Here is a 17,766-nt window from a genome sequence, read left to right on the forward strand (position 1 = left end):
ACTTCGTCGACATCTCCCCCTCGAGGGGGGAGATTGGCGCATAGCTTTCATCGTCGGCATAAATCCATGCAACAGCTGCACCGACCGCAATATCGACACCTTCCTTGCCGGTGACGTCGCGCAACACGCCGCTGGCCGGCGCGTCGATCTCCATCGCCGCCTTGTCGGTCTCGATCTCGAACAGCACATCGCCCTTCTTGACGTGCGCGCCTTCCTCGGCGAACCAACGCGAGATCTGTCCGGTCGCCATGTCCATGTCGACCTTGGGAAGAATGACTTCGGTCGGCATTTCTCAGCGAACCCCTTTCACGAGGTCGCGCGCAGCGGTGATGATGTCGGGAATTTGCGGCACCGTCGCCTTCTCGAGCTCCGGATTATAGGGGATCGGCGTTTCGGCGCCGCCCAGCCGCACGATCGGCGCATCGAGATAATCGAACGCCTCGCTCTCGGCGATCATGGCGCTGACCTCGGCGCCGATGCCCAGCGTCTTGACCGCTTCGTAGACGCATAGCAGCCGCGACGTCTTCTTGACGCTGTCGATGACGGTCTGCTTGTCCATCGGCCGGATGGTGCGGAGATCGACGACTTCGACGTCGATGCCTTCGCTCTCCAGTGCGGCAGCCGCGTCGAGCGCCTTCTGCACCATGATCGAGGTGGCGACGATGGTGAGATCCCGGCCCTCGCGGCGGATATCGGCCTTGCCGATCGGCACGGTGTAATAGCCTTCGGGCACCGGTCCCTTCATCTTGTAGAGCAGCTTATGCTCGAAGATCATGACCGGATCGGGATCGGCGACCGCCGCCAACAGCATACCCTTGGCATCATAGGGGGTCGCCGGCTGGATGACTTTCAGACCCGGCACATGGCCGAGCCAGGCTTCCAGGCTCTGGCTGTGCTGAGCCGCCGCACCGGTGCCGGAACCGGCGGGAAAGCGCATCACCACGGGAACCGAAACCTCGCCGCCCAACATGAAGCGCATCTTGGCCGCCTGGTTGACGATCTGCTCCATGGCAAGCGTGGCGAAGTCGGAAAACTGGAACTCGAAGATCGGCCGCATGCCCGTGAGGGCAGCGCCCACCGCGACGCCCGCGCCGCCCAATTCCGAAATCGGCGTGTCGATGACGCGGTCAGCGCCGTAACGTTCGACCAGGTCGCCGGTGACCTGGAAGGCGCCGCCATAGACACCGATATCCTCGCCCATCAGGAAAACGCGTTCGTCCATGTCCATGGCGATCGCCATGGCTTCCTGGATCGCCTGGGCGTAGCTCAGTTCACGCACCATCGCGTCCATCACGCCTGCTCCGTATACACGTAATTTCCGGTCTCGCTGATATCGGGCGATGGGCTCGCCTTGGCGAACTCGATGCCCTCGGCGATCTCTTGCGCCACGGCATCGCGAATGGCCTCGATGCCCTTGTCGTCGATGAAGCCGAATTCCCTGAGCTCGCTTTCGAACAGGGTGATCGGATCGCGGTTCGACATCCAGTCCTCGATCTCTTCCTTGGTGCGATAGCGGTTGCGGTCGCTCTTGGAATGGCCGCGATGGCGGTAGGTCTTGGACTCGATCAGCGTCGGCCCCTCGCCGGCGCGGGCTCGGGCGATAGCCTGATGAGACGCCTCGGCGACCTCGGAGAAGATGTTGCCGTTGACGATGACGCCCGGCATCGAATAGGCGGCGGCGCGCTCGGCGATGTTCTTGACCGCGGTCGAGCGGGCTGTCGATGTGGACATGCCGTAGCCATTGTTCTCGCAGACGAAAATGACGGGCAGCTTCCAGACCGCCGCCATGTTGAGCGCCTCGTGGAAAGCGCCTTCATTGTTGGCGCCATCGCCGAAGAACGAGACCACGACCTTGCCGGTCTTCATCATCTTGGAGGACAATGCCGCCCCGACGGCGATCGGGATGCCGCCGCCGACGATGCCATTGGCGCCGAGATTGCCCTTGCCGACATCGGCGATGTGCATCGAGCCGCCACGGCCCTTGCAATAGCCTGTGGTCTTGCCGAAGAACTCGGCGAACATGCGCTTGACCTCGGCACCCTTGGCAATGCAGTGGCCATGACCGCGATGCGTCGAGGTGATCTGGTCATCCTCGGCAAGCGGCATGCAGATGCCCATGGCGCTGGCTTCCTGGCCGATCGACAAATGCATGGTGCCGTGGATGAGACCGCGCGTGTAGCACTCCTCCGCGCCCTCTTCGAAGCGGCGGATCAGGTACATCTTGTGGAGCACCTCCCTGAGCTGCTCGGCGCTGTAGTGGCGGTAGACGAAGGGCAGATTGGCGCGACTGTCAGTGACGGCTTTGCTGGCTGTGGCCATGATCACGCTCCCACGGACCCATAGACGAGCTTGTCCTGGCGGGCGCGCAGTTCGGCGATCTTGGAGCCCGCCGCGGGCGCTGCATTCGCGTAGGTTATGAGCTCGCCCTTCTTGATCGGCGCGGTGACCGAGCCGCCCTGCAGCAGGCCGCAGGGAATGGCCTTGGCGGCGCGCGCCTCAGGCGTCGTCATGATCCAGGCACGATAGCAATATTCGCCGATCGCATCGAGCTTCTCGCCGGGCTTCATGTCCTTCTTGGCCACGGCGGCGACTTCGGCCACCGGTTTGGCCAGCGGCACCATGTCGGCCTTGCCGTAGAGCACGACGCGCGCGCAGGTCAGCGGCACTTCGAGCGAGGTCAGGTGATAGGGACGATGGAAAGTGAAATACGGGCCTTTGCCCATCTTCAAATCTTCCATACGCTCGGAGATGCGCGGATGCGACATATCGGCAACGACGAAGACGCCGGGCGCGACACCCTTGCCGATCGAATAGTCGACGACGCCGACCCTCGACAGCACGCCGCCATCCTTCTGCGGCACCAGCACCTTGGACAGTTCGCCAAGCGTCGCCGCCGGGCCATGCATGCCGGCCTTGTCTGGAACCAGGCCGGTGGCATTGGCGATCGCCGCCATCTCGACCATGGTCTTGGAGCCGTCGACGAATTCGACCAGCATCCGCACATTCATGTGCCGGCGCTTGGCTTCCTCCTCATAGTCTGGGGGAATGGCGTCGATGTTGAGCGGGTTGTTCTTGCCCTTGCCGGCGGCAACGATCGGATGCCCCATGGCCGAAACGAACTCGATCAGCTCCATGCAGGAGGACGGCTCATCGCCGGCGCCCAGCGAATAGGTGACGCCGAGCCGGTCGGCCTCGCTCTTCAGATAGGCGCCGATGGTGACGTCGGCCTCGACATTCATCATCACCAGATGCTTGCCATGTTCCATGGCGCGCAGCCCGATCTCGGCGCCGACGGCGGGAACCCCGGTGGCGTCGATGACGACGTCGATCAGATCATTGTTGATGACAAGGCTGGCATCGTTGGTGACCGCCACCTTGCCGGCTTCCATCGCCGCCGTCATCGCCGACGCGTTCGACACCTCGCGCGCATGCCCGGTTTCCTGGAAGGCGATATCGACGGCCTTGCTGGCGGCAGGCAGGTTCAGTTCGGAAATGGCGCCGATCTCGATGCCCGACATATGGGCGACACGAGTGACGATGTCGGTTCCCATCTCGCCCGAGCCGATCAGGCCGATGCGGATAGGCTTGCCCGACTTGGCGCGTTCCTCGAGATCGCGGGCAAGGCCCGTCAACGAAACATTGGAAGCCATACCGCTCGTTCCTCCCATAATGCAGGCTTGTTCGATTGCCTGACGGGTATTGAACATCTGTATTTCTGTCAAGACTAATGTCCAGATTCTCGTGCTTAAAACCACTTCCCCGCAACCCGAACCATGGACGAAACGAAGCCGGGAACCGCGCGACGCGCGAAGACAGGTTCGCTCGCAGGCGCGCAGCCAGCGCGGCACGCTTTTTTGCGATTACGGCCGGTCGTGAAATAAAAGTACCGAAATATTAGATTGTAAAATTTATCTTTCACAGCGTGTCCTCGCGTGCTAGCGTCGCGTCATGAACTGGAAATGAAGTGCGCTTCCTGGGGTGGCCTTTTCCGGTCTGTTCCAAATAGGTCTGCCAAGGGACGTTGCGGCCGATGAAGATGAAAACGCCTGGCGAGAAGACTGTTTCCGGTGAGACCGAGGTGGCCAGCGCGCTGGAAGCCAGGTTGCGTGAGGGCTGGCTGGAGTTCGCCCGGACCGAGCAGGCAATCGCGCGATACCTGCTCGCCAACATCCATGACATCCCCTTTGAAACTGGCGCCACCATTGCCGCCGGCGCCGGCGTAAGCGAGGCAAGCGTTACCCGTTTCGTGCGGCGTCTCGGCTACACCGACCTCAAGGAAATGAAGCGTGGCCTGCGCTCCGCGCCGAAAGTCACAAGCCCAGGCCTGGACAGTGCTGAGTTGCGTTTTCGCATCGGCGGCGAGAAGCAGGAGCGGTTGGCTCGCAGCCTGGAGATGGAGCAGCAGGCCTTGGCCGCGGCCTATGGCCTTGCCCAGGGCGAGATGTGGTCCGAAATCGTTCATCTGCTGAGCACCTGCGACCGCGTGAACTGCGTCAGCTTCCAGGCGGTGAAGGGACTGGGGCTCGATTTCGCGACACGTCTGCGCTGGGTGCGGAGCGGTGTCCGCTTTGCCGAAGGTTTGGGCGGCACGTTCTCAGAAATCCTCACCGATAGCGGCGAAAATTCTTGCGTCCTGCTGATCGACACGGCGGAATACGCAGCGATGAGCTTTCGGCTGTGCGCCCAGATCAAGCGCCGAAAGATTCCTCTGATCATCGTTACCGACAAATACAGCCATTGGGCATCTGAATACACAAAACTGGCGCTCGAAGTATCGACGCGCGTCGACCTGTACTGGGATTCGACGGCCGCGATAAGTTCGGTTCTGAACCTCCTCACGCATTCCGTTGCCGAGAAACTCGGCAAATCGGCTGAGACGCGGATGAATGAGCTGGAGGATATCGCCGGGATCCTGCGGACCTTCCACAAACCGCCACGGCGCGTCGCACGGCACATCAAAGAGGAAGAGGGCGAAGAATGACGATGCATCACCCGTTGCTGAAACCGTGGACAGTCAGGGCAGGCGCATGAAGTTGACGGAATACGCCGCCTATGACGGCGTCGGTCTGGCCGAGCTCCTGCGCAATCGGGAAATCACGCCACGCGAACTGGGTAACTGCATCCTTTCAGGGATCGCCGCGGTCAATCCGCAGCTCAATGCCGTGATCGAAACCTATGCCGATGCGCTCGAGGGGCTGGGCGATGTTCCCGGACCCGCACCTTTCCACGGCATGCCGACATTGACCAAGGATTTCCCTATCGAAGCCGGCCGGCCGGGAGAGTTCGGCAGCGTTCTCGCCAAGGGTTTCATTTGCGGCGACGATCACGCCTTCTGGGTGAAAATGCGATCCGGCGGCCTTGCCAATATCGGGCGTACCACCACGTCGGAATTCGGCATAGCTGCGGCAACCGAATCCTCTCTCTATGGTGCGACACGCAATCCCTGGGATACCAGCAGGGGTGTTTCGGGATCGAGCGGCGGCGCAGCCGCGGCCGTTGCCGCCGGCATCGTTCCCTTCGCGCAAGGCGCCGACGGTGGCGGCTCCATTCGCACCCCCGCCGCCTTTTGCGGTGTCGTCGGCCTGAAGCCGTCTCGTGGCCGGATCAGCGGCGCGCCGGAATCGAATGCGCCAATGCTGGGTCTCGCCATTTCATTCATGCTGACACGCTCGATCCGCGACACGGCGGCTTTGCTTGATCTGGGGTCTGGTGCGCTTCCCGGCGACAGCTATGAGATCGTCCCTCCGACCACCAGCTATGCCCAGGCGATCAAGACGCCACCCAAGGCTTTGCGCGTTGCCCTGTGCACAACGTCCTGGTCCGGCTATCCGCTCGACGCCGAGGTGAAGACGGCAGTTCTCGAAGTGGGCAAGAGGCTGGAGCAACTGGGCCACAAGGTCGTCGAAGCCGGGCCTGTGTTCGATTATGAGCGCTATCTGGCGGCACAGAAAGTGATCTGGGCAGCTTCTACGGCGCAGTCGCTCGACGAGTTGGCGGGCCTGCTGCGGCGGCCGATCGATGAAGCCAGCCTGCAGCAGACGACACTTGCCGTCTACCGCCATGGCCGAACGCTCGATGCGGCAAGCCTGATCGCGGCTCTCGCGGTGTATGACCGGATCACGCGGACGGTTGGCGAATTCCTGGCCGTCCATGACGTGCTGGTGACGCCGACTTGCGCGATCTCGCCGGAGTTGCTCGGCACGCACAACCCGGATCGTCCTGGCCGCGACATCGACACGGTGTTCGCCGATCTGGCGCCGAAGGAGACGTTCAGCGCGCTCTTCAACGGCACCGGATCGCCGGCGATATCCCTGCCGCTCGGCTGGACGCAAAACGGCCTGCCGATCGGAGTGCAGTTTGTCGCCGCGTTCGGACGCGACGATCTGCTGCTGCGGTTGGGTGCGGTGCTTGAAGCCGACTACGCCTGGCACCAGCGCAAACCACCTACCCACATCACCAAGACTGCTTGAACCAACAACGACTGCTTGAACCAACAAGCATGGAACCGCCCCGGGAACATCATCAACGAAAATGGGAGTTTGTCATGGACCGCAGAGTATTCCTCAAAAGTGCGGCGTTTGCCGGCTTCAGCATCGCGACATTGCCGGCCACATTGCTTCGAGCCAGCGCTGACGGCAGCAAGATACTGCGTATGGCCTATGGGGCCGAGGTTCTCACCCTGGACCCGATCAAAACCACTTATGGAGCCGATATCCTTATCCAGGGCATGATGTATGCACGCCTGCTGCATGCCAATGCCGATCGCACCGAAGTCGGCCCAGGCCTTGCCGAGAGCTGGGACATCGCGGATGACGACAAGACCTATACCTTCCACCTGCGCGAGGCCAAATTTTCCGATGGGTCGCCGATCACGGCCGAGGACGTGGCGTTCAGCTGGAACCGCATGCGCTTCCAGAAGGATTCCGCCTATGCGGCGCCGTTCCAGCCACTGACCAAGATCGAGGCAAAGGACGCCAGGACAGTGGTGATGACGCTCGATCGCAAATTCACGCCCTTCCTGACGCTGACCGAAATCTGGAATACCGGCATTGTGCCGAAGGCAGCGGTCGAGAAAATGGGAGACGACGCTTTCGCCAAGGCGCCGGTCACATCAGGGCCGTTCAAATTCGTCGAATTGAAGCCGGGAGACCGCGTGGTCCTTGGCCGCAACGAGCACTATTACCGCAAAGGCGAGCCCAAGATCGACGGCGTCGAATTCCGCTATGTCCCGGATGACAACACCAGGGTCTCGATGTTGCAGGCGGGCGAACTCGACGTCTGCCTGGGAGTTCCGGCCCCGCGTATGGCCGAGTTGAAGGCCGCCGGCTTCCGCGCCGACCCTGAACCTTCGAGCACCACTTATGACATGCTGATCAACCATTCGGCAGAACCCTTCAACGACCTCAAATTCCGCCAGGCCGTCAGCTACGGCATCGACCGCACCGCCATCAATGCCGCGGTGACGCTGGGTCTCGGCACGCCGGCCAGTTCCATCATGAGCCCGACACTCGATTTCTTCGACAAATCGCTGCCAGTCATTGCCCGAGACGTCGAAAAGGCCAAGGCCCTGCTGGCTGAATCCGGCAAGACCGGAGCCAGTTTCGAACTCATTCAGAATGCCGGAAGTGCCGACGAGGAAAAGGCGGCGGTGCTGATCCAGGCGCAGCTGGCGGAAGTCGGCATCACCGTCAACATTGCCAAGATCGATTCAACCCAGGCATGGACCCGCCTCGCCGATGGCGAGTACCAGGCGGAAATGAACTGGTGGTACAACGAGACGCGAGATCCCGACAACGCATTGCGCTGGTGCGTCTGGGGCGCGGGCGACAACAAGTCCTACTACACCCGCTACAACAACGAGACGATCAACAAGCTGATCGATGAAGCCTCGGGTGAGGCGGACAATGCCAAACGGGCCGAGCTCTATGCCCAGATCCAGAAGACCGTGGTGGACGAGGTGGCGCAGGTGGCGCTCTATCACCCGACGTGGCTCAACGCCTACGCTCCGAGCGTGAAAGGGTTGGTCCTGAACGTCGGCCTGCAATTCTCGTCCATCGGCGGGACCAGCCTGGATTGATCGGCACAGGATGCGAGGCGGGACGAGACACTTCTTCCCCGTCTCGCATCGATTTGACACCAGGATCCCGACCATGAATCGATTCTCCTTCGTGCTCAGGCGGCCGATACAGTTGATCCCCGTGCTGCTGGGTATCAGTGTGATCACCTTCCTGCTGCTGCAAATGACACCCGGCGATCCGGTTCGCCTCATGCTTGGCCCCAAGGCCAGTCAGGAGGCGATCGAATTCGTGCGGGCGCGATACGGTCTCGATCAGCCCATTCCCGTGCAGTATTTCTACTACGTGCTGAATTGCCTGCGCGGCGATTTCGGTCAGTCGATCGCCTTCCGGGGTCCCGTCAGCGGCGTCATCGCGGCACGGATCGCGCCGACGGTTTTCTTGATCCTCTATGGCCTCGTGATCTCGCTGCTGTTGACATTCGCGCTCGCGGTCACCGCTGCCCGGCAGCGCGGACGGTGGATCGATCACCTCATCCGTCTCGTCTGCGTCGCGGGCGCCGGCGTGCCGTCCTACTTTGTCGGCCTGCTGCTGATCATGGGCTTCTGCCTGCGGCTGAAGATCTTCCCCGTATCCGGTTACGGGCCGACCTTTTTCAACAATCTGTGGCATCTGTTCCTGCCGGCCCTGACGATCGGCATCGGGGTGACGCCGATCCTCGCGCGCAATCTGCGCGCGACCTTCATTCAGCAGTTGGACAAGGATTACGCGATCGCCTGCCGCTCCAGGGGCCTGCCGGAAAGCTACATCTTTTCCCGGCATGTGTTCTGGAATTCCCTGTTGCCGACAGTCAACCTGCTGGGCGTCGTGGTCGCCTTCCTGATCGGCGGGACGGTCGTTGTCGAAAATGTCTTCAACATTCCAGGGCTCGGCAACCTGCTCATCCGTGGCGTCCTCACGCACGACCAGTTCGTCGTCCAGGCAGTGGCCCTGCTGCTTGCCGTAGGTGTCGTCATTTCGAGTTTTGCGGTCGATGTCTTGACCGCCATTCTCGACCCACGGGTGGAATTATGAGCGATGCGATGCAGGGCAGCGGCTCCTTGGCCCTGGCGCGGATTCGGACGATGCCGGCAACCTTGATCATTGGCGGCGCCATCACCTTGGCCTGGATCGTCGTGGCCATTTTGGCGCCGGTGCTGACCAGTTTCGACCCGATCAAGGTCGATGTGATGCAGGCGCTGAAACCACCTGGCGCCGAGCATTGGTTTGGCACCGACGCCATCGGCCGCGATGTCCTGGCGCGAACACTGTTTGCCGCACGCTACGATCTCGCCATGGCCTTCTTTGGCGTCGTTGGTCCGATCATCCTGGGGACGATCATCGGCCTTATCGCGGGCTATCTGGGTGGCCGGATCGATGCGGCGCTGATGCGCATCCTCGAGGTCACCGTATCATTTCCCTATTTCGTCCTCGTGATCGCCATCGTGGCCGTGCTGGGGCCCGGCCTCAAGAGCTACTTCATCTCGCTCACCTTGGTGAACTGGGTCAGCTATGCGCGACTTGTGCGGAGCCAGGCGCTGGTGCTGCGCGGCGTCGATTTCGTGCTGGCGGCACGTGGCATGGGTTTTGGGCATTTGCGCATCATGCTGTTCCACATCCTGCCGAATGCCATCGTCCCATCGATCGTCTTCGTCATGACCGATGCCGTGCTGGCCATCGTGCTCGGATCATCATTGGGTTTTCTCGGCCTCGGCGTACAACCGCCAACGCCCGAATGGGGCGCCATGATCGCGGACGGGCAGACCTACCTGACGACCGCATGGTGGATTGCGATCTTCCCAGGCATCGCCATCTGCCTTCTGGCACTGGGCCTCTCGTTGACCGCTGATGGTCTCGCCCGCCTCCTGAACACGGAATCCTGAGATGAGCGACCTCGTCAGCGTCGAGAATCTCACCATCGACTTCGCCACCAATTTTGGCGACGTCCACGCCCTGCGCGGCGTCAGCTTTTCACTGAAAGCAGGAGAGGTCCTTGGGATCGTCGGTGAATCCGGATCGGGCAAGACGGTGGCCTGCAGAGCCATCCTCAAGCTGATTGCCGGCAACGCACTGGTAAAGTCGGGCCGGATCATGTTCGAGGGCAGTGATGTCCTCGCCATGAAGGATGCCGAACTGGGCCAGCTGCGTGGCGGGCAAGCGGCGATGATCTTCCAGAACCCGTCGACGCATCTTGATCCGATCATGACGGTCGGGCGTCAGGTGGGCGAAGCGATGGTGGTCCATCAGGGCATATCCTGGCGGCAGGCCAATGCGCGGGCGGTCGGACTGCTCGAAGACATGCACATCAAGGACGCGCCAAGGCGCGCGGGCGCCTATCCTCACGAGCTATCCGGTGGCATGCGTCAGCGGGTGATGATTGCGGCGGCCCTTGCCTGCGAACCGAAACTGCTGATTGCCGACGAACCCACGACGGCACTTGATGTGACGGTGCAAGCTCAGATACTCGACCTGCTCCGCGGCATCCGGCGTGAACGCAAGCTGTCGGTCATTCTGGTCTCTCACGACCTTGGCGTGATCGCGGAAATGTGCGACCGCGTCGTCGTCATGAAGGACGGCGCGGTGCTGGAAATCGGCTCGGTCGATCAGATCCTGCGTGACCCCGCCCATGAATACACGAAGCGCCTGATCGCTTCCCAACCCTCGCTGATGAAGCCGACCACGCATGCCTGCCCCGTGGCGACGGAACCGCATCTCCTGGTGAAGAACCTGTGCGTGAACTTCTACCCAGGGCAGAGCCTTGCAGCCTGGGCGACACGCAAGCCGCCGCAGATCGTGCGCGCGGTCGACAATGTTTCGCTGGCATTGCGGCGCGGTGGGGCACTGGGGATCGTCGGCGAGTCCGGTTCCGGCAAGAGCACCATAGCCCGGGCCATTGCAGGCCTGGTGCAGCCGGAACAAGGAGAGATCGAGGTGGACGGCCAATCGCTCGATCGCGCGCTAAGGCAGCGCCGACCGGAGCAGGTTCGCAAACTGCAGATGGTGTTCCAGGACCCGTTCACGTCCCTCAACCCGGCGTTTACGGTTGCGCGAACTCTGGCCGAACCGCTGCGGCAACAGAACATCTGCCCGGAAAGAGACATTCCGGAGCGGATCCGCGAGCTGATGGAAAAAGTGGAATTGCCGCGCCAGTTGCTGGACCGACGCACCACGCAGCTTTCCGGCGGCCAGCGGCAGCGCGTCGGCATCGCCAGAGCCCTGGCGCTGGAGCCGGAGATCTTGATCGCCGATGAAGTCACCTCCGCTCTGGACGTCACCATCCAGGCCCAGGTGCTCGGCCTCTTTGCGCGGCTGCGCCGCGAATTGTCGCTGACGCTGATCCTGATTTCCCACGATCTGGGCGTGGTGCGTTATCTCTGCGAGCACGTTGCGGTCATGCAGCACGGCAAGCTGGTTGAATACGGCCATACGGAAGACGTTCTGGATCGCCCGCAGCAGGCCTATACCCAAGAGTTGATCGCCGCTATCCCGAAACTCTCGCGTCGAACGAGCAGCGAAATCCAACCAGGAGACACCCCGCTACTGGCCGCCGGAAGCAAATGCTGAAGCCTTCGGGGCCGGTCTACTGTGCCGTCCAGCCGCCGTCCATCGGCAAGGTCGTGCCGGTGATCTGCCTGGCCGCATCCGAACACAGGAACAGCGTCAGCGCGGCAAGCTCGTCGACGGTGACGAATTCCTTGGTCGGCTGGGCTGCGAGCAGCACATCGTGCTTGACCTGTTCCTCGGTCATGCCGCGCGCCTTCATGGTGTCGGGAATCTGCCTTTCGACCAGCGGGGTCCAGACATAGGGTGGGCGACGCCTATTTGGCGATCTCGAGCAGGGACGATACCAGAAGCTCTCGCTCGTCTTTCGACAGAACATCCGAATCGAAGAGGTTCATGCTGCGCAATCCCTCGATGGCGAGATAGCAGATCAACAGCGATTTGAGATCCGGCGTCTCACCTTTCAGCCGCTCGAAAAGCTGCCTCTTGAAGGTCTTTATCGGCATCATGAAATCGGGATCCTCGGCGATGGCCGAGAAAATCCAGGACGCCGACGGCTGCTTTTCCTCGCAATCATTGGCTGACAGCCTGATGTAGACAGCCAGGGGATTTTCGTCCTTGGCATTTGTGCGGGCGGCTTCCAGTGCGTGCTCGAACTCACGCAGATAGCCTTCGACCAAACCTTGCATCAATTTGGCCTTGGTCGGGAAATTGTAGAGGAGCCCTCCCTTCGACACGCCGGCACGGCTGGCTACGGCATCCAGCGACAGGCTGCCTGGTCCGGATTCCCGGGCAACATCAGCCGCCGCGGCGAGAATCTTCTCGCGCGAATTCGGTCTTTGGGCTCTCATGGGGCCTCCCATCGCAAGCTTAGGCCCAATTGACAAGACCGTCCAGACGGTACAGGAAGACCGCCATTATTTGAAATCGGGACCCGCAGTCGATATGTGTCCCGATATCCGCGCTTCGCGCCGGATTTCGACTGAGGGGACTTCCTTGTTCAAGCGCATACTCCGTATCTTTATCATTGTTCTGGTTCTGGCTCTGCTCGTCGTTGTGGTCGGCGGCATCGTCGGCTTCAACTTCCTGCGCGACAACGGCATCAAGCAGTACTTCGCATCGATGAAGCCGCCGGCGGCAACCGTTTCGACGACCATCGCCAAGCCTTCGGCCTGGACGCCAGGCGTCGAGGCGATCGGTACGGTCAGGGCTGTGCGTGGTGTCGACCTGACGGTCGAGACCACCGGGATCGTCAAGGACATCCTTTTCCATGCCAACCAGAAGGTGGCCGACAATGCGGTTCTGCTGCAGCTCGATGACGCCGTCGAGCGCGCCGATCTCGACGCACAGAAAGCGCAGGCCGCGCTCGACCAGACCTCGCTGGCCCGCGCCATTGAACTGACCAGGCGTGGCGTCGGCTCCGACTCGACGCTGGACACGGCGCGTGCGGCGGCCTCGGCCTCGGCATCTCAGGTCACCAAGCTGCAGGCCGTACTCGAACAGAAGCAGCTGACGGCGCCTTTCGGCGGCACGGTGGGCATTCCGAAAATCGATATCGGCCAGTATCTGGCGCCCGGCACCGCCGTGGTGACATTGCAGGACCTCGACACGATGCGGGTCGATTTCTCGGTTCCCGAACAGCAACTCGCCTTGCTCAAGATCGGCCAGACGATTCGATTGGGCCTTGGCGGTGAGGACAGGCCATTCGCAGGCGCCATTCGCGGCATCGACCCGAAGATCGACTCGTCCAGCCGGCTGGTGAACATCCGGGCGGAAGTCGCCAATCCCGATGGCAAGCTGACCCCCGGCCAGTTCGTGCAGGTGCGTGTCGAGCTGCCCGAAGAGCAGAACGTGCTGACCCTGCCGCAGACGGCGCTGACGACAAGCCTCTATGGCGACTACATCTTCGTGGTGCAGCCGGCCAAGCCTGCCGAGGCGGCCCCAGCCAAGCCAGAGGAAAAACCCGCCGCGCCGTCAGCCGACAAATCGGCGGAAGCCAAGCCTGCGGACACCAAGCCGGCCGATGCCATGAAGCCGGCGGCTGATGCAGCCAAGCCTGCCGCCGATGCGGCAAAACCAACCGACAAGGCTGCCGATCCGGCCAAGCCGGCGGCGGAAGGTGACAAGCCCGCGCTCGTGCTGTCGCAGGTGTTCGTCAAGCCCGGCCGCCGCAATCAAGGCATGGTCGAGATCGTCGAGGGGCTGAAGGCCGGCGACGAGGTCGTCACCGCCGGCCAGAACCGCCTCTTCAACGGCATGTCCGTCGTTGTGGACAACACCATCGACCCGACCAAATCGGCGAACAAGCAGGCCGAACAGCAATGAGCTTTTCAGATCTCTTCATTCGCCGGCCTGTTCTTTCGACGGTCCTTGCCTGCATGATCCTGCTCCTGGGTTTCCAGGGCATCTTCAACCTGTCGATCCGGCAGTATCCGAAGGTCGATGAAACCGCGATCACCATCACGACGGCCTATCCAGGCGCCAGCGCCGATCTGATCCAGGGCTTCATTTCCGCCCCGATTGCCCGCGCCGTCGCCTCGACCGAAAACATCGACTACGTCACCTCGTCCAGCCGCCCGTCCTCCAGCACCGTGACCGTGCAGATGAAGCTCGGCTCGAACCCCGACGTCGCGCTGACCGAAGTCCTGTCCAAGGTCCAGGGCGTGCGCGGCACCTTGCCGGACGCATCGAAGGACCCTGTCATCGTCAAGGGCACCGGCCAGCAGTTCGCGATGATGTACATCTCGATGCAGAACCCGAACATGACGAAGGAGCAGCTGACCGAGTATATCGAGCGCGTCATCAGGCCGCGCATGTCGACGGTCGAAGGCGTCGCCGACGTGCAGATCTTCGGCGCCCAGGAATACTCGATGCGCGTCTGGATCGATCCGGTCAAGCTTGCCGCGCGCGGCGTGACGGCCTCCGAACTGCTAACGGCGATCAACAATTCCAACTTCCTGTCGGCGCCCGGCAACACCCAGAACGAGTATGTCGTTTCCTCGATCACCGTGCGCTCGACATTGCAGACGCCGGAGGCATTCGCCGAGCTGCCGCTGCGCTCGACTGACGGCAATGTGGTGCGGTTGCGCGACGTGGCTCGCGTCGAACTCGCCGCCGAGAACACCGACACCCGGGTCTCGTTCAACGGCAAGCCCGGCACCTTCCTCGCCATCTTCCCGACGCCGGCGGCCAATCCGCTGACCACGGCGGCTGCGCTCACCAAGCTGGTGCCGCAGATTCAGGAGACGCTGCCGAAAGGCATGACGATCGAGGTCGTCTACGACGCGACCGGGCAGATCAGCGCTTCGATCGAAGAGGTGTTCAAGACCATCGCCGAGGCGGTTGCCATCGTCATCGTCGTCATCCTTCTGTTCCTTGGCTCCTTCCGGTCGGTGATGATGCCGATCATCACCATCCCGTTGTCGCTGATCGGCGTCTGTTTCCTTTTGTTTGCGGTGGGCTATTCGATCAACCTGCTGTCGCTGCTGGCCATGGTGCTGGCGATCGGCCTGGTCGTCGACGACGCCATCGTGGTGGTGGAGAACATCCATCGCCATATGGAAGAAGACCACATGTCGCCGATGCAGGCCGCGTTCAGCGGTATGCGCGAAATATCGTCGGCCATCATTGCCATGACCATGACACTGGCCGCCGTGTTCGCGCCGCTGGCCTTCACCGGGGGCCTGACCGGCGCATTGTTCCGTGAATTCGCAGTCACGCTCGCCGGCTCAGTGGTGCTGTCGGGCGTCATCGCCATCACCATCACCCCGATGATGTCGGCACGCCTCCTGAAGTCCGGCACGCCGGGCCGTTTCCAGCGCATTGTCGACGGCGCCTTCGCGCGCGTCGAGCATGTCTATGAACGCGCCGTCACCGGGTCGCTCAATTATCGCCCATTGACGCTGATCATCGTGCTTGCGCTTGTCGGCGTCACCGGCTTCATGTTCACCAAGACCTCGAGCGAACTGGCGCCGGAAGAGGACCAGGGCTTTCTGCTCTCGATTGTGACAGGGCCGCGTTATGCGACCTCCGATTACACCGAGACATATGTCAACCAGATCCTCGGCCTGGTGAAGGATATTCCCGAAACACGGGCGCAGTTCTCGGCCGTCGCCTTCGGCGGCACGACAAACAGCGCCTTCGTCGGCTATGCCTTCAAGGATTGGGCGGAACGCAAGCGCAATTCGAAGGAACTGCAGGCCGACATCACGGCCCGTATCGCCAAAGTGGCTGGCGTCGAGGCCTTCGTCTTCGCGCCGCCGACGCTGCCCGGCTCTGGTGGCGGCCTGCCCATTTCCATGGTGGTGCGATCGACCGGCGCTTCCTCGGAAGTGTACGAGGTGGCCGAGCAGATCAAGAACAAGGCGCAAGCCTCCGGCCGCTTCATCGTCGTGCAGAATTCGATGGCCTATGACGCACCAGAGGTGACGGTGACCATCGACCGTGATCGCGCCGCGGCGTTGAACCTGCCGATCGCAGATATCGGCCGCACGCTGACCTTGCTGGTCGGCGGCGCCGAAGTGGCGCAGTTCGACCGTGACTCCAACAGCTACGACATCATCCCGCAGGTGCCGCAGGAGTTTCGCGACAACCCCGATAAGCTCGGCGAATACTTCGTGCGCAGCGTGACGGGCGAGATGGTGCCGCTCTCGGCGGTGGTCAAGATTTCGAACAATGCGGCGCCGGCGGCAATCGAGCAGTTCAACCAACTGAATTCGTCGACGATTTCGGCGCTTCCGTTGCCCGGCGTCACGACTGGCGACGGGCTGAAGGCGCTGGAGGACATCGCCCAGGAGAGCCTGCCCGACACCTTCTTCATCGACTATTCCGGTCAATCGCGACAGGAAAAGGAACAGGGCAACACCATCCTGATCGCTTTCGCGGCCGCCGTTGTCGTCATCTATCTGGTGCTGGCGGCGCAGTTTGAAAGCTTCCGCGACCCGCTGATCATCATGATGGCGGTGCCGCTGTCGATCTTCGGCGCGATCGTGCCGCTCAATCTCGGCCTCGGCACGCTCAACATCTACACGCAGGTCGGCCTGATCACACTGATCGGTCTGATCACCAAGCACGGCATCCTGCTGGTCGAGTTCGCCAACCAGCAGCGTGAAAAGCATGGCATGCGGCGGCGCGACGCGATCATCGCCTCGGCCAAGGTGCGCCTGCGGCCGATCCTGATGACGACAGCGGCGATGGCCCTCGGGGTGGTGCCGCTGATTACGTCCAGCGGCGCTGGTGCCGCGGCCCGCTATTCGATGGGCCTGGTCATCTTCACCGGCATCCTGGTCGGAACCCTGTTCACGCTCTTCGTTGTGCCCATGTTCTACACCTTCATCGCCAGCAAGGACCTGCCTCATTTGGCGGAGAAGCCGGATCCCAAGCTGATGCCGGCACTGCCGAGCTAAGGCGGTCGAGGAATTCCCGCTCGGAAATGGGCAGGACAAATAGATGGAAGCAAAAGAAAAGAGGCCGGGAATTTCCGGCCTCTTTTCTTTTTGGCTGGGCTCGATACCCCGGTTCGAGCTTTGCTCGATACCGCCGGTTTGCGCTGTACTCAATACCCTGGTTCGAGCTGTGCTCGATACCGCAGCGTTTTCCGGCGGGAGCCTTGAACACGGCGCGGCAGCATGCTGACGCGCCGGTCACAGCCTGCTACTTGACGATGACGATGCTGGTGTTGGTCGCCCCGAAGGTTTCGACGAGCTGGTAGAAATCGGCGGCGTTGTCGGGGTGCAGCCGTACGCAGCCATGTGAAGCCGGCTGGCCGAGACGCTTGATCGCATAGGTCGCGTGCACCGCATAGCCGCCGCTGAAGAAGACCGAGTGCGGCATCGGGGCGTTGTCATATTTCTTCGAATACCACATTTCATGCATGCGGGTCGGCTTGAACGAGCCGGTCGGCGTCACATGGGCCCGGTCGCCGGTGGAGACTTTCCAGGCGAAGGTCGGCCGGCCGTCGACGGAGACTTCCATGATCTGCTGCGATAGCGAAACGCGCGCCACGATCTTGTTGGCGGCGTGCGCCGCACCCGAGCCGGCGCCGAGCAGCAGTGCTGCACCAGTCAAGGCAGCAGCGGTGATGTTGATAAGCTTGGCGGAAATGGCGGTATGCATGATGAAGTCCCCTCTCTCTGCCGGTTGGTCCGGCTCCAATTCGATGGCCGCTTATCCCAACGTCATGTTTCGAGAAGATTTCGCAAAATGCTCGCTT

Annotated in this window: 14 protein-coding genes and 1 pseudogene; 8 read left to right on the forward strand and 7 right to left on the reverse strand. The window is 61.9% G+C overall.

All coding sequences use genetic code 11. The annotated features are described in order from the left end of the window. The 4 genes from EN749_RS03435 to EN749_RS03450 all read right to left on the reverse strand — a co-directional run. Positions 1 to 289, reverse strand: a 289-nt coding sequence (locus EN749_RS03435) for a biotin/lipoyl-containing protein (protein ID WP_128362569.1), incomplete at its 3' end; no start/stop codon positions are given. Positions 290 to 292: 3 nt separating this feature from the next. After that, positions 293 to 1,291 (reverse strand): alpha-ketoacid dehydrogenase subunit beta, encoded by a 999-nt coding sequence (locus EN749_RS03440; protein ID WP_127267172.1) that lies wholly within the window; start codon positions 1,289 to 1,291, stop codon positions 293 to 295. Beyond that, on the reverse strand, positions 1,291 to 2,319 hold the full coding sequence (locus EN749_RS03445; RefSeq protein WP_127261511.1) for a thiamine pyrophosphate-dependent dehydrogenase E1 component subunit alpha: 1,029 nt from the start codon (positions 2,317 to 2,319) through the stop codon (positions 1,291 to 1,293). The genes EN749_RS03440 and EN749_RS03445 overlap by 1 nt, the downstream gene beginning before the upstream one ends. Positions 2,320 to 2,321: 2 nt before the next feature. Next, positions 2,322 to 3,650 carry an NAD(P)H-dependent oxidoreductase gene (locus EN749_RS03450; RefSeq protein WP_127267166.1) on the reverse strand — a complete coding sequence of 443 codons (1,329 nt, stop codon included), beginning with the start codon at positions 3,648 to 3,650 and terminating at the stop codon, positions 2,322 to 2,324. Positions 3,651 to 4,078: 428 nt separating this feature from the next. On the opposite strand from EN749_RS03450, the gene EN749_RS03455 reads away from it, so the two are divergent. From EN749_RS03455 to EN749_RS03480, 6 genes are all read left to right on the forward strand, one after another. Then, positions 4,079 to 4,981: a MurR/RpiR family transcriptional regulator gene (locus EN749_RS03455; protein ID WP_164873778.1), complete on the forward strand. Its 903-nt coding sequence runs from the start codon at positions 4,079 to 4,081 to the stop codon at positions 4,979 to 4,981. A gap of 46 nt (positions 4,982 to 5,027) precedes the next feature. After that, positions 5,028 to 6,470, forward strand: coding sequence for an amidase (locus EN749_RS03460; protein ID WP_128362571.1), 1,443 nt, complete (start codon positions 5,028 to 5,030; stop codon positions 6,468 to 6,470). Between the two features lie 74 nt (positions 6,471 to 6,544). Further along, entirely contained in the window at positions 6,545 to 8,077 is a 1,533-nt protein-coding gene (locus tag EN749_RS03465; protein ID WP_189367351.1) for an ABC transporter substrate-binding protein, read from the forward strand. Positions 8,078 to 8,150: 73 nt separating this feature from the next. Further along, positions 8,151 to 9,089, forward strand: coding sequence for an ABC transporter permease (locus EN749_RS03470; protein WP_128362573.1), 939 nt, complete (start codon positions 8,151 to 8,153; stop codon positions 9,087 to 9,089). A 50-nt stretch (positions 9,090 to 9,139) separates the two neighbouring features. Continuing rightward, the gene (locus tag EN749_RS03475; RefSeq protein WP_127397895.1) at positions 9,140 to 9,937 is read left to right on the forward strand and encodes an ABC transporter permease; all 798 of its coding nucleotides are present in this window, start codon (positions 9,140 to 9,142) and stop codon (positions 9,935 to 9,937) included. A 1-nt stretch (position 9,938) separates the two neighbouring features. Further along, on the forward strand, positions 9,939 to 11,618 hold the full coding sequence (locus EN749_RS03480; RefSeq protein ID WP_128362574.1) for an ABC transporter ATP-binding protein: 1,680 nt from the start codon (positions 9,939 to 9,941) through the stop codon (positions 11,616 to 11,618). 16 nt (positions 11,619 to 11,634) lie between these two features. Here the strand turns inward: EN749_RS03480 and EN749_RS03485 are convergent. Then, positions 11,635 to 11,859: pseudogene (locus tag EN749_RS03485) on the reverse strand (SDR family oxidoreductase); the annotation flags it as partial. 13 nt (positions 11,860 to 11,872) lie between these two features. After that, entirely contained in the window at positions 11,873 to 12,406 is a 534-nt protein-coding gene (locus EN749_RS03490) for a TetR/AcrR family transcriptional regulator (RefSeq protein ID WP_127809097.1), read from the reverse strand. A 145-nt stretch (positions 12,407 to 12,551) separates the two neighbouring features. Between EN749_RS03490 and EN749_RS03495 the strand changes: the two genes are divergently transcribed. Both EN749_RS03495 and EN749_RS03500 read left to right on the forward strand, forming a co-directional pair. Then, positions 12,552 to 13,880 (forward strand): efflux RND transporter periplasmic adaptor subunit, encoded by a 1,329-nt coding sequence (locus EN749_RS03495; protein WP_127382765.1) that lies wholly within the window; start codon positions 12,552 to 12,554, stop codon positions 13,878 to 13,880. Then, a complete protein-coding gene (locus EN749_RS03500) occupies positions 13,877 to 16,960 on the forward strand; it encodes an efflux RND transporter permease subunit (protein ID WP_127395725.1) in 3,084 nt (1,027 codons plus the stop codon). The genes EN749_RS03495 and EN749_RS03500 overlap by 4 nt, the downstream gene beginning before the upstream one ends. A gap of 247 nt (positions 16,961 to 17,207) precedes the next feature. Here EN749_RS03500 and EN749_RS03505 read toward each other — a convergent pair whose 3' ends face one another. Then, positions 17,208 to 17,669 carry a L,D-transpeptidase gene (locus EN749_RS03505; protein WP_023811018.1) on the reverse strand — a complete coding sequence of 154 codons (462 nt, stop codon included), beginning with the start codon at positions 17,667 to 17,669 and terminating at the stop codon, positions 17,208 to 17,210. Between the last annotated feature and the right edge of the window lie 97 nt (positions 17,670 to 17,766).

Source organism: Mesorhizobium sp. M7A.F.Ca.ET.027.02.1.1, assembly GCF_004022985.1.
Classification (GTDB): Bacteria; Pseudomonadota; Alphaproteobacteria; order Rhizobiales; family Rhizobiaceae; genus Mesorhizobium.

What these genes read in the sequence shown, in the direction of transcription:
- EN749_RS03440 (WP_127267172.1), bottom strand. Translation starts at nt 1,291, where the DNA reads ATGGACGCGATGGTGCGTGAACTGAGCTACGCCCAGGCGATCCAGGAA.
- EN749_RS03490 (WP_127809097.1), bottom strand. Translation starts at nt 12,406, where the DNA reads ATGAGAGCCCAAAGACCGAATTCGCGCGAGAAGATTCTCGCCGCGGCG.
- EN749_RS03500 (WP_127395725.1), top strand. Translation starts at nt 13,877, where the DNA reads ATGAGCTTTTCAGATCTCTTCATTCGCCGGCCTGTTCTTTCGACGGTC.
- EN749_RS03505 (WP_023811018.1), bottom strand. Translation starts at nt 17,669, where the DNA reads ATGCATACCGCCATTTCCGCCAAGCTTATCAACATCACCGCTGCTGCC.
- EN749_RS03465 (WP_189367351.1), top strand. Translation starts at nt 6,545, where the DNA reads ATGGACCGCAGAGTATTCCTCAAAAGTGCGGCGTTTGCCGGCTTCAGC.
- EN749_RS03475 (WP_127397895.1), top strand. Translation starts at nt 9,140, where the DNA reads ATGCCGGCAACCTTGATCATTGGCGGCGCCATCACCTTGGCCTGGATC.
- EN749_RS03445 (WP_127261511.1), bottom strand. Translation starts at nt 2,319, where the DNA reads ATGGCCACAGCCAGCAAAGCCGTCACTGACAGTCGCGCCAATCTGCCC.
- EN749_RS03470 (WP_128362573.1), top strand. Translation starts at nt 8,151, where the DNA reads ATGAATCGATTCTCCTTCGTGCTCAGGCGGCCGATACAGTTGATCCCC.
- EN749_RS03450 (WP_127267166.1), bottom strand. Translation starts at nt 3,650, where the DNA reads ATGGCTTCCAATGTTTCGTTGACGGGCCTTGCCCGCGATCTCGAGGAA.
- EN749_RS03460 (WP_128362571.1), top strand. Translation starts at nt 5,028, where the DNA reads ATGAAGTTGACGGAATACGCCGCCTATGACGGCGTCGGTCTGGCCGAG.
- EN749_RS03480 (WP_128362574.1), top strand. Translation starts at nt 9,939, where the DNA reads ATGAGCGACCTCGTCAGCGTCGAGAATCTCACCATCGACTTCGCCACC.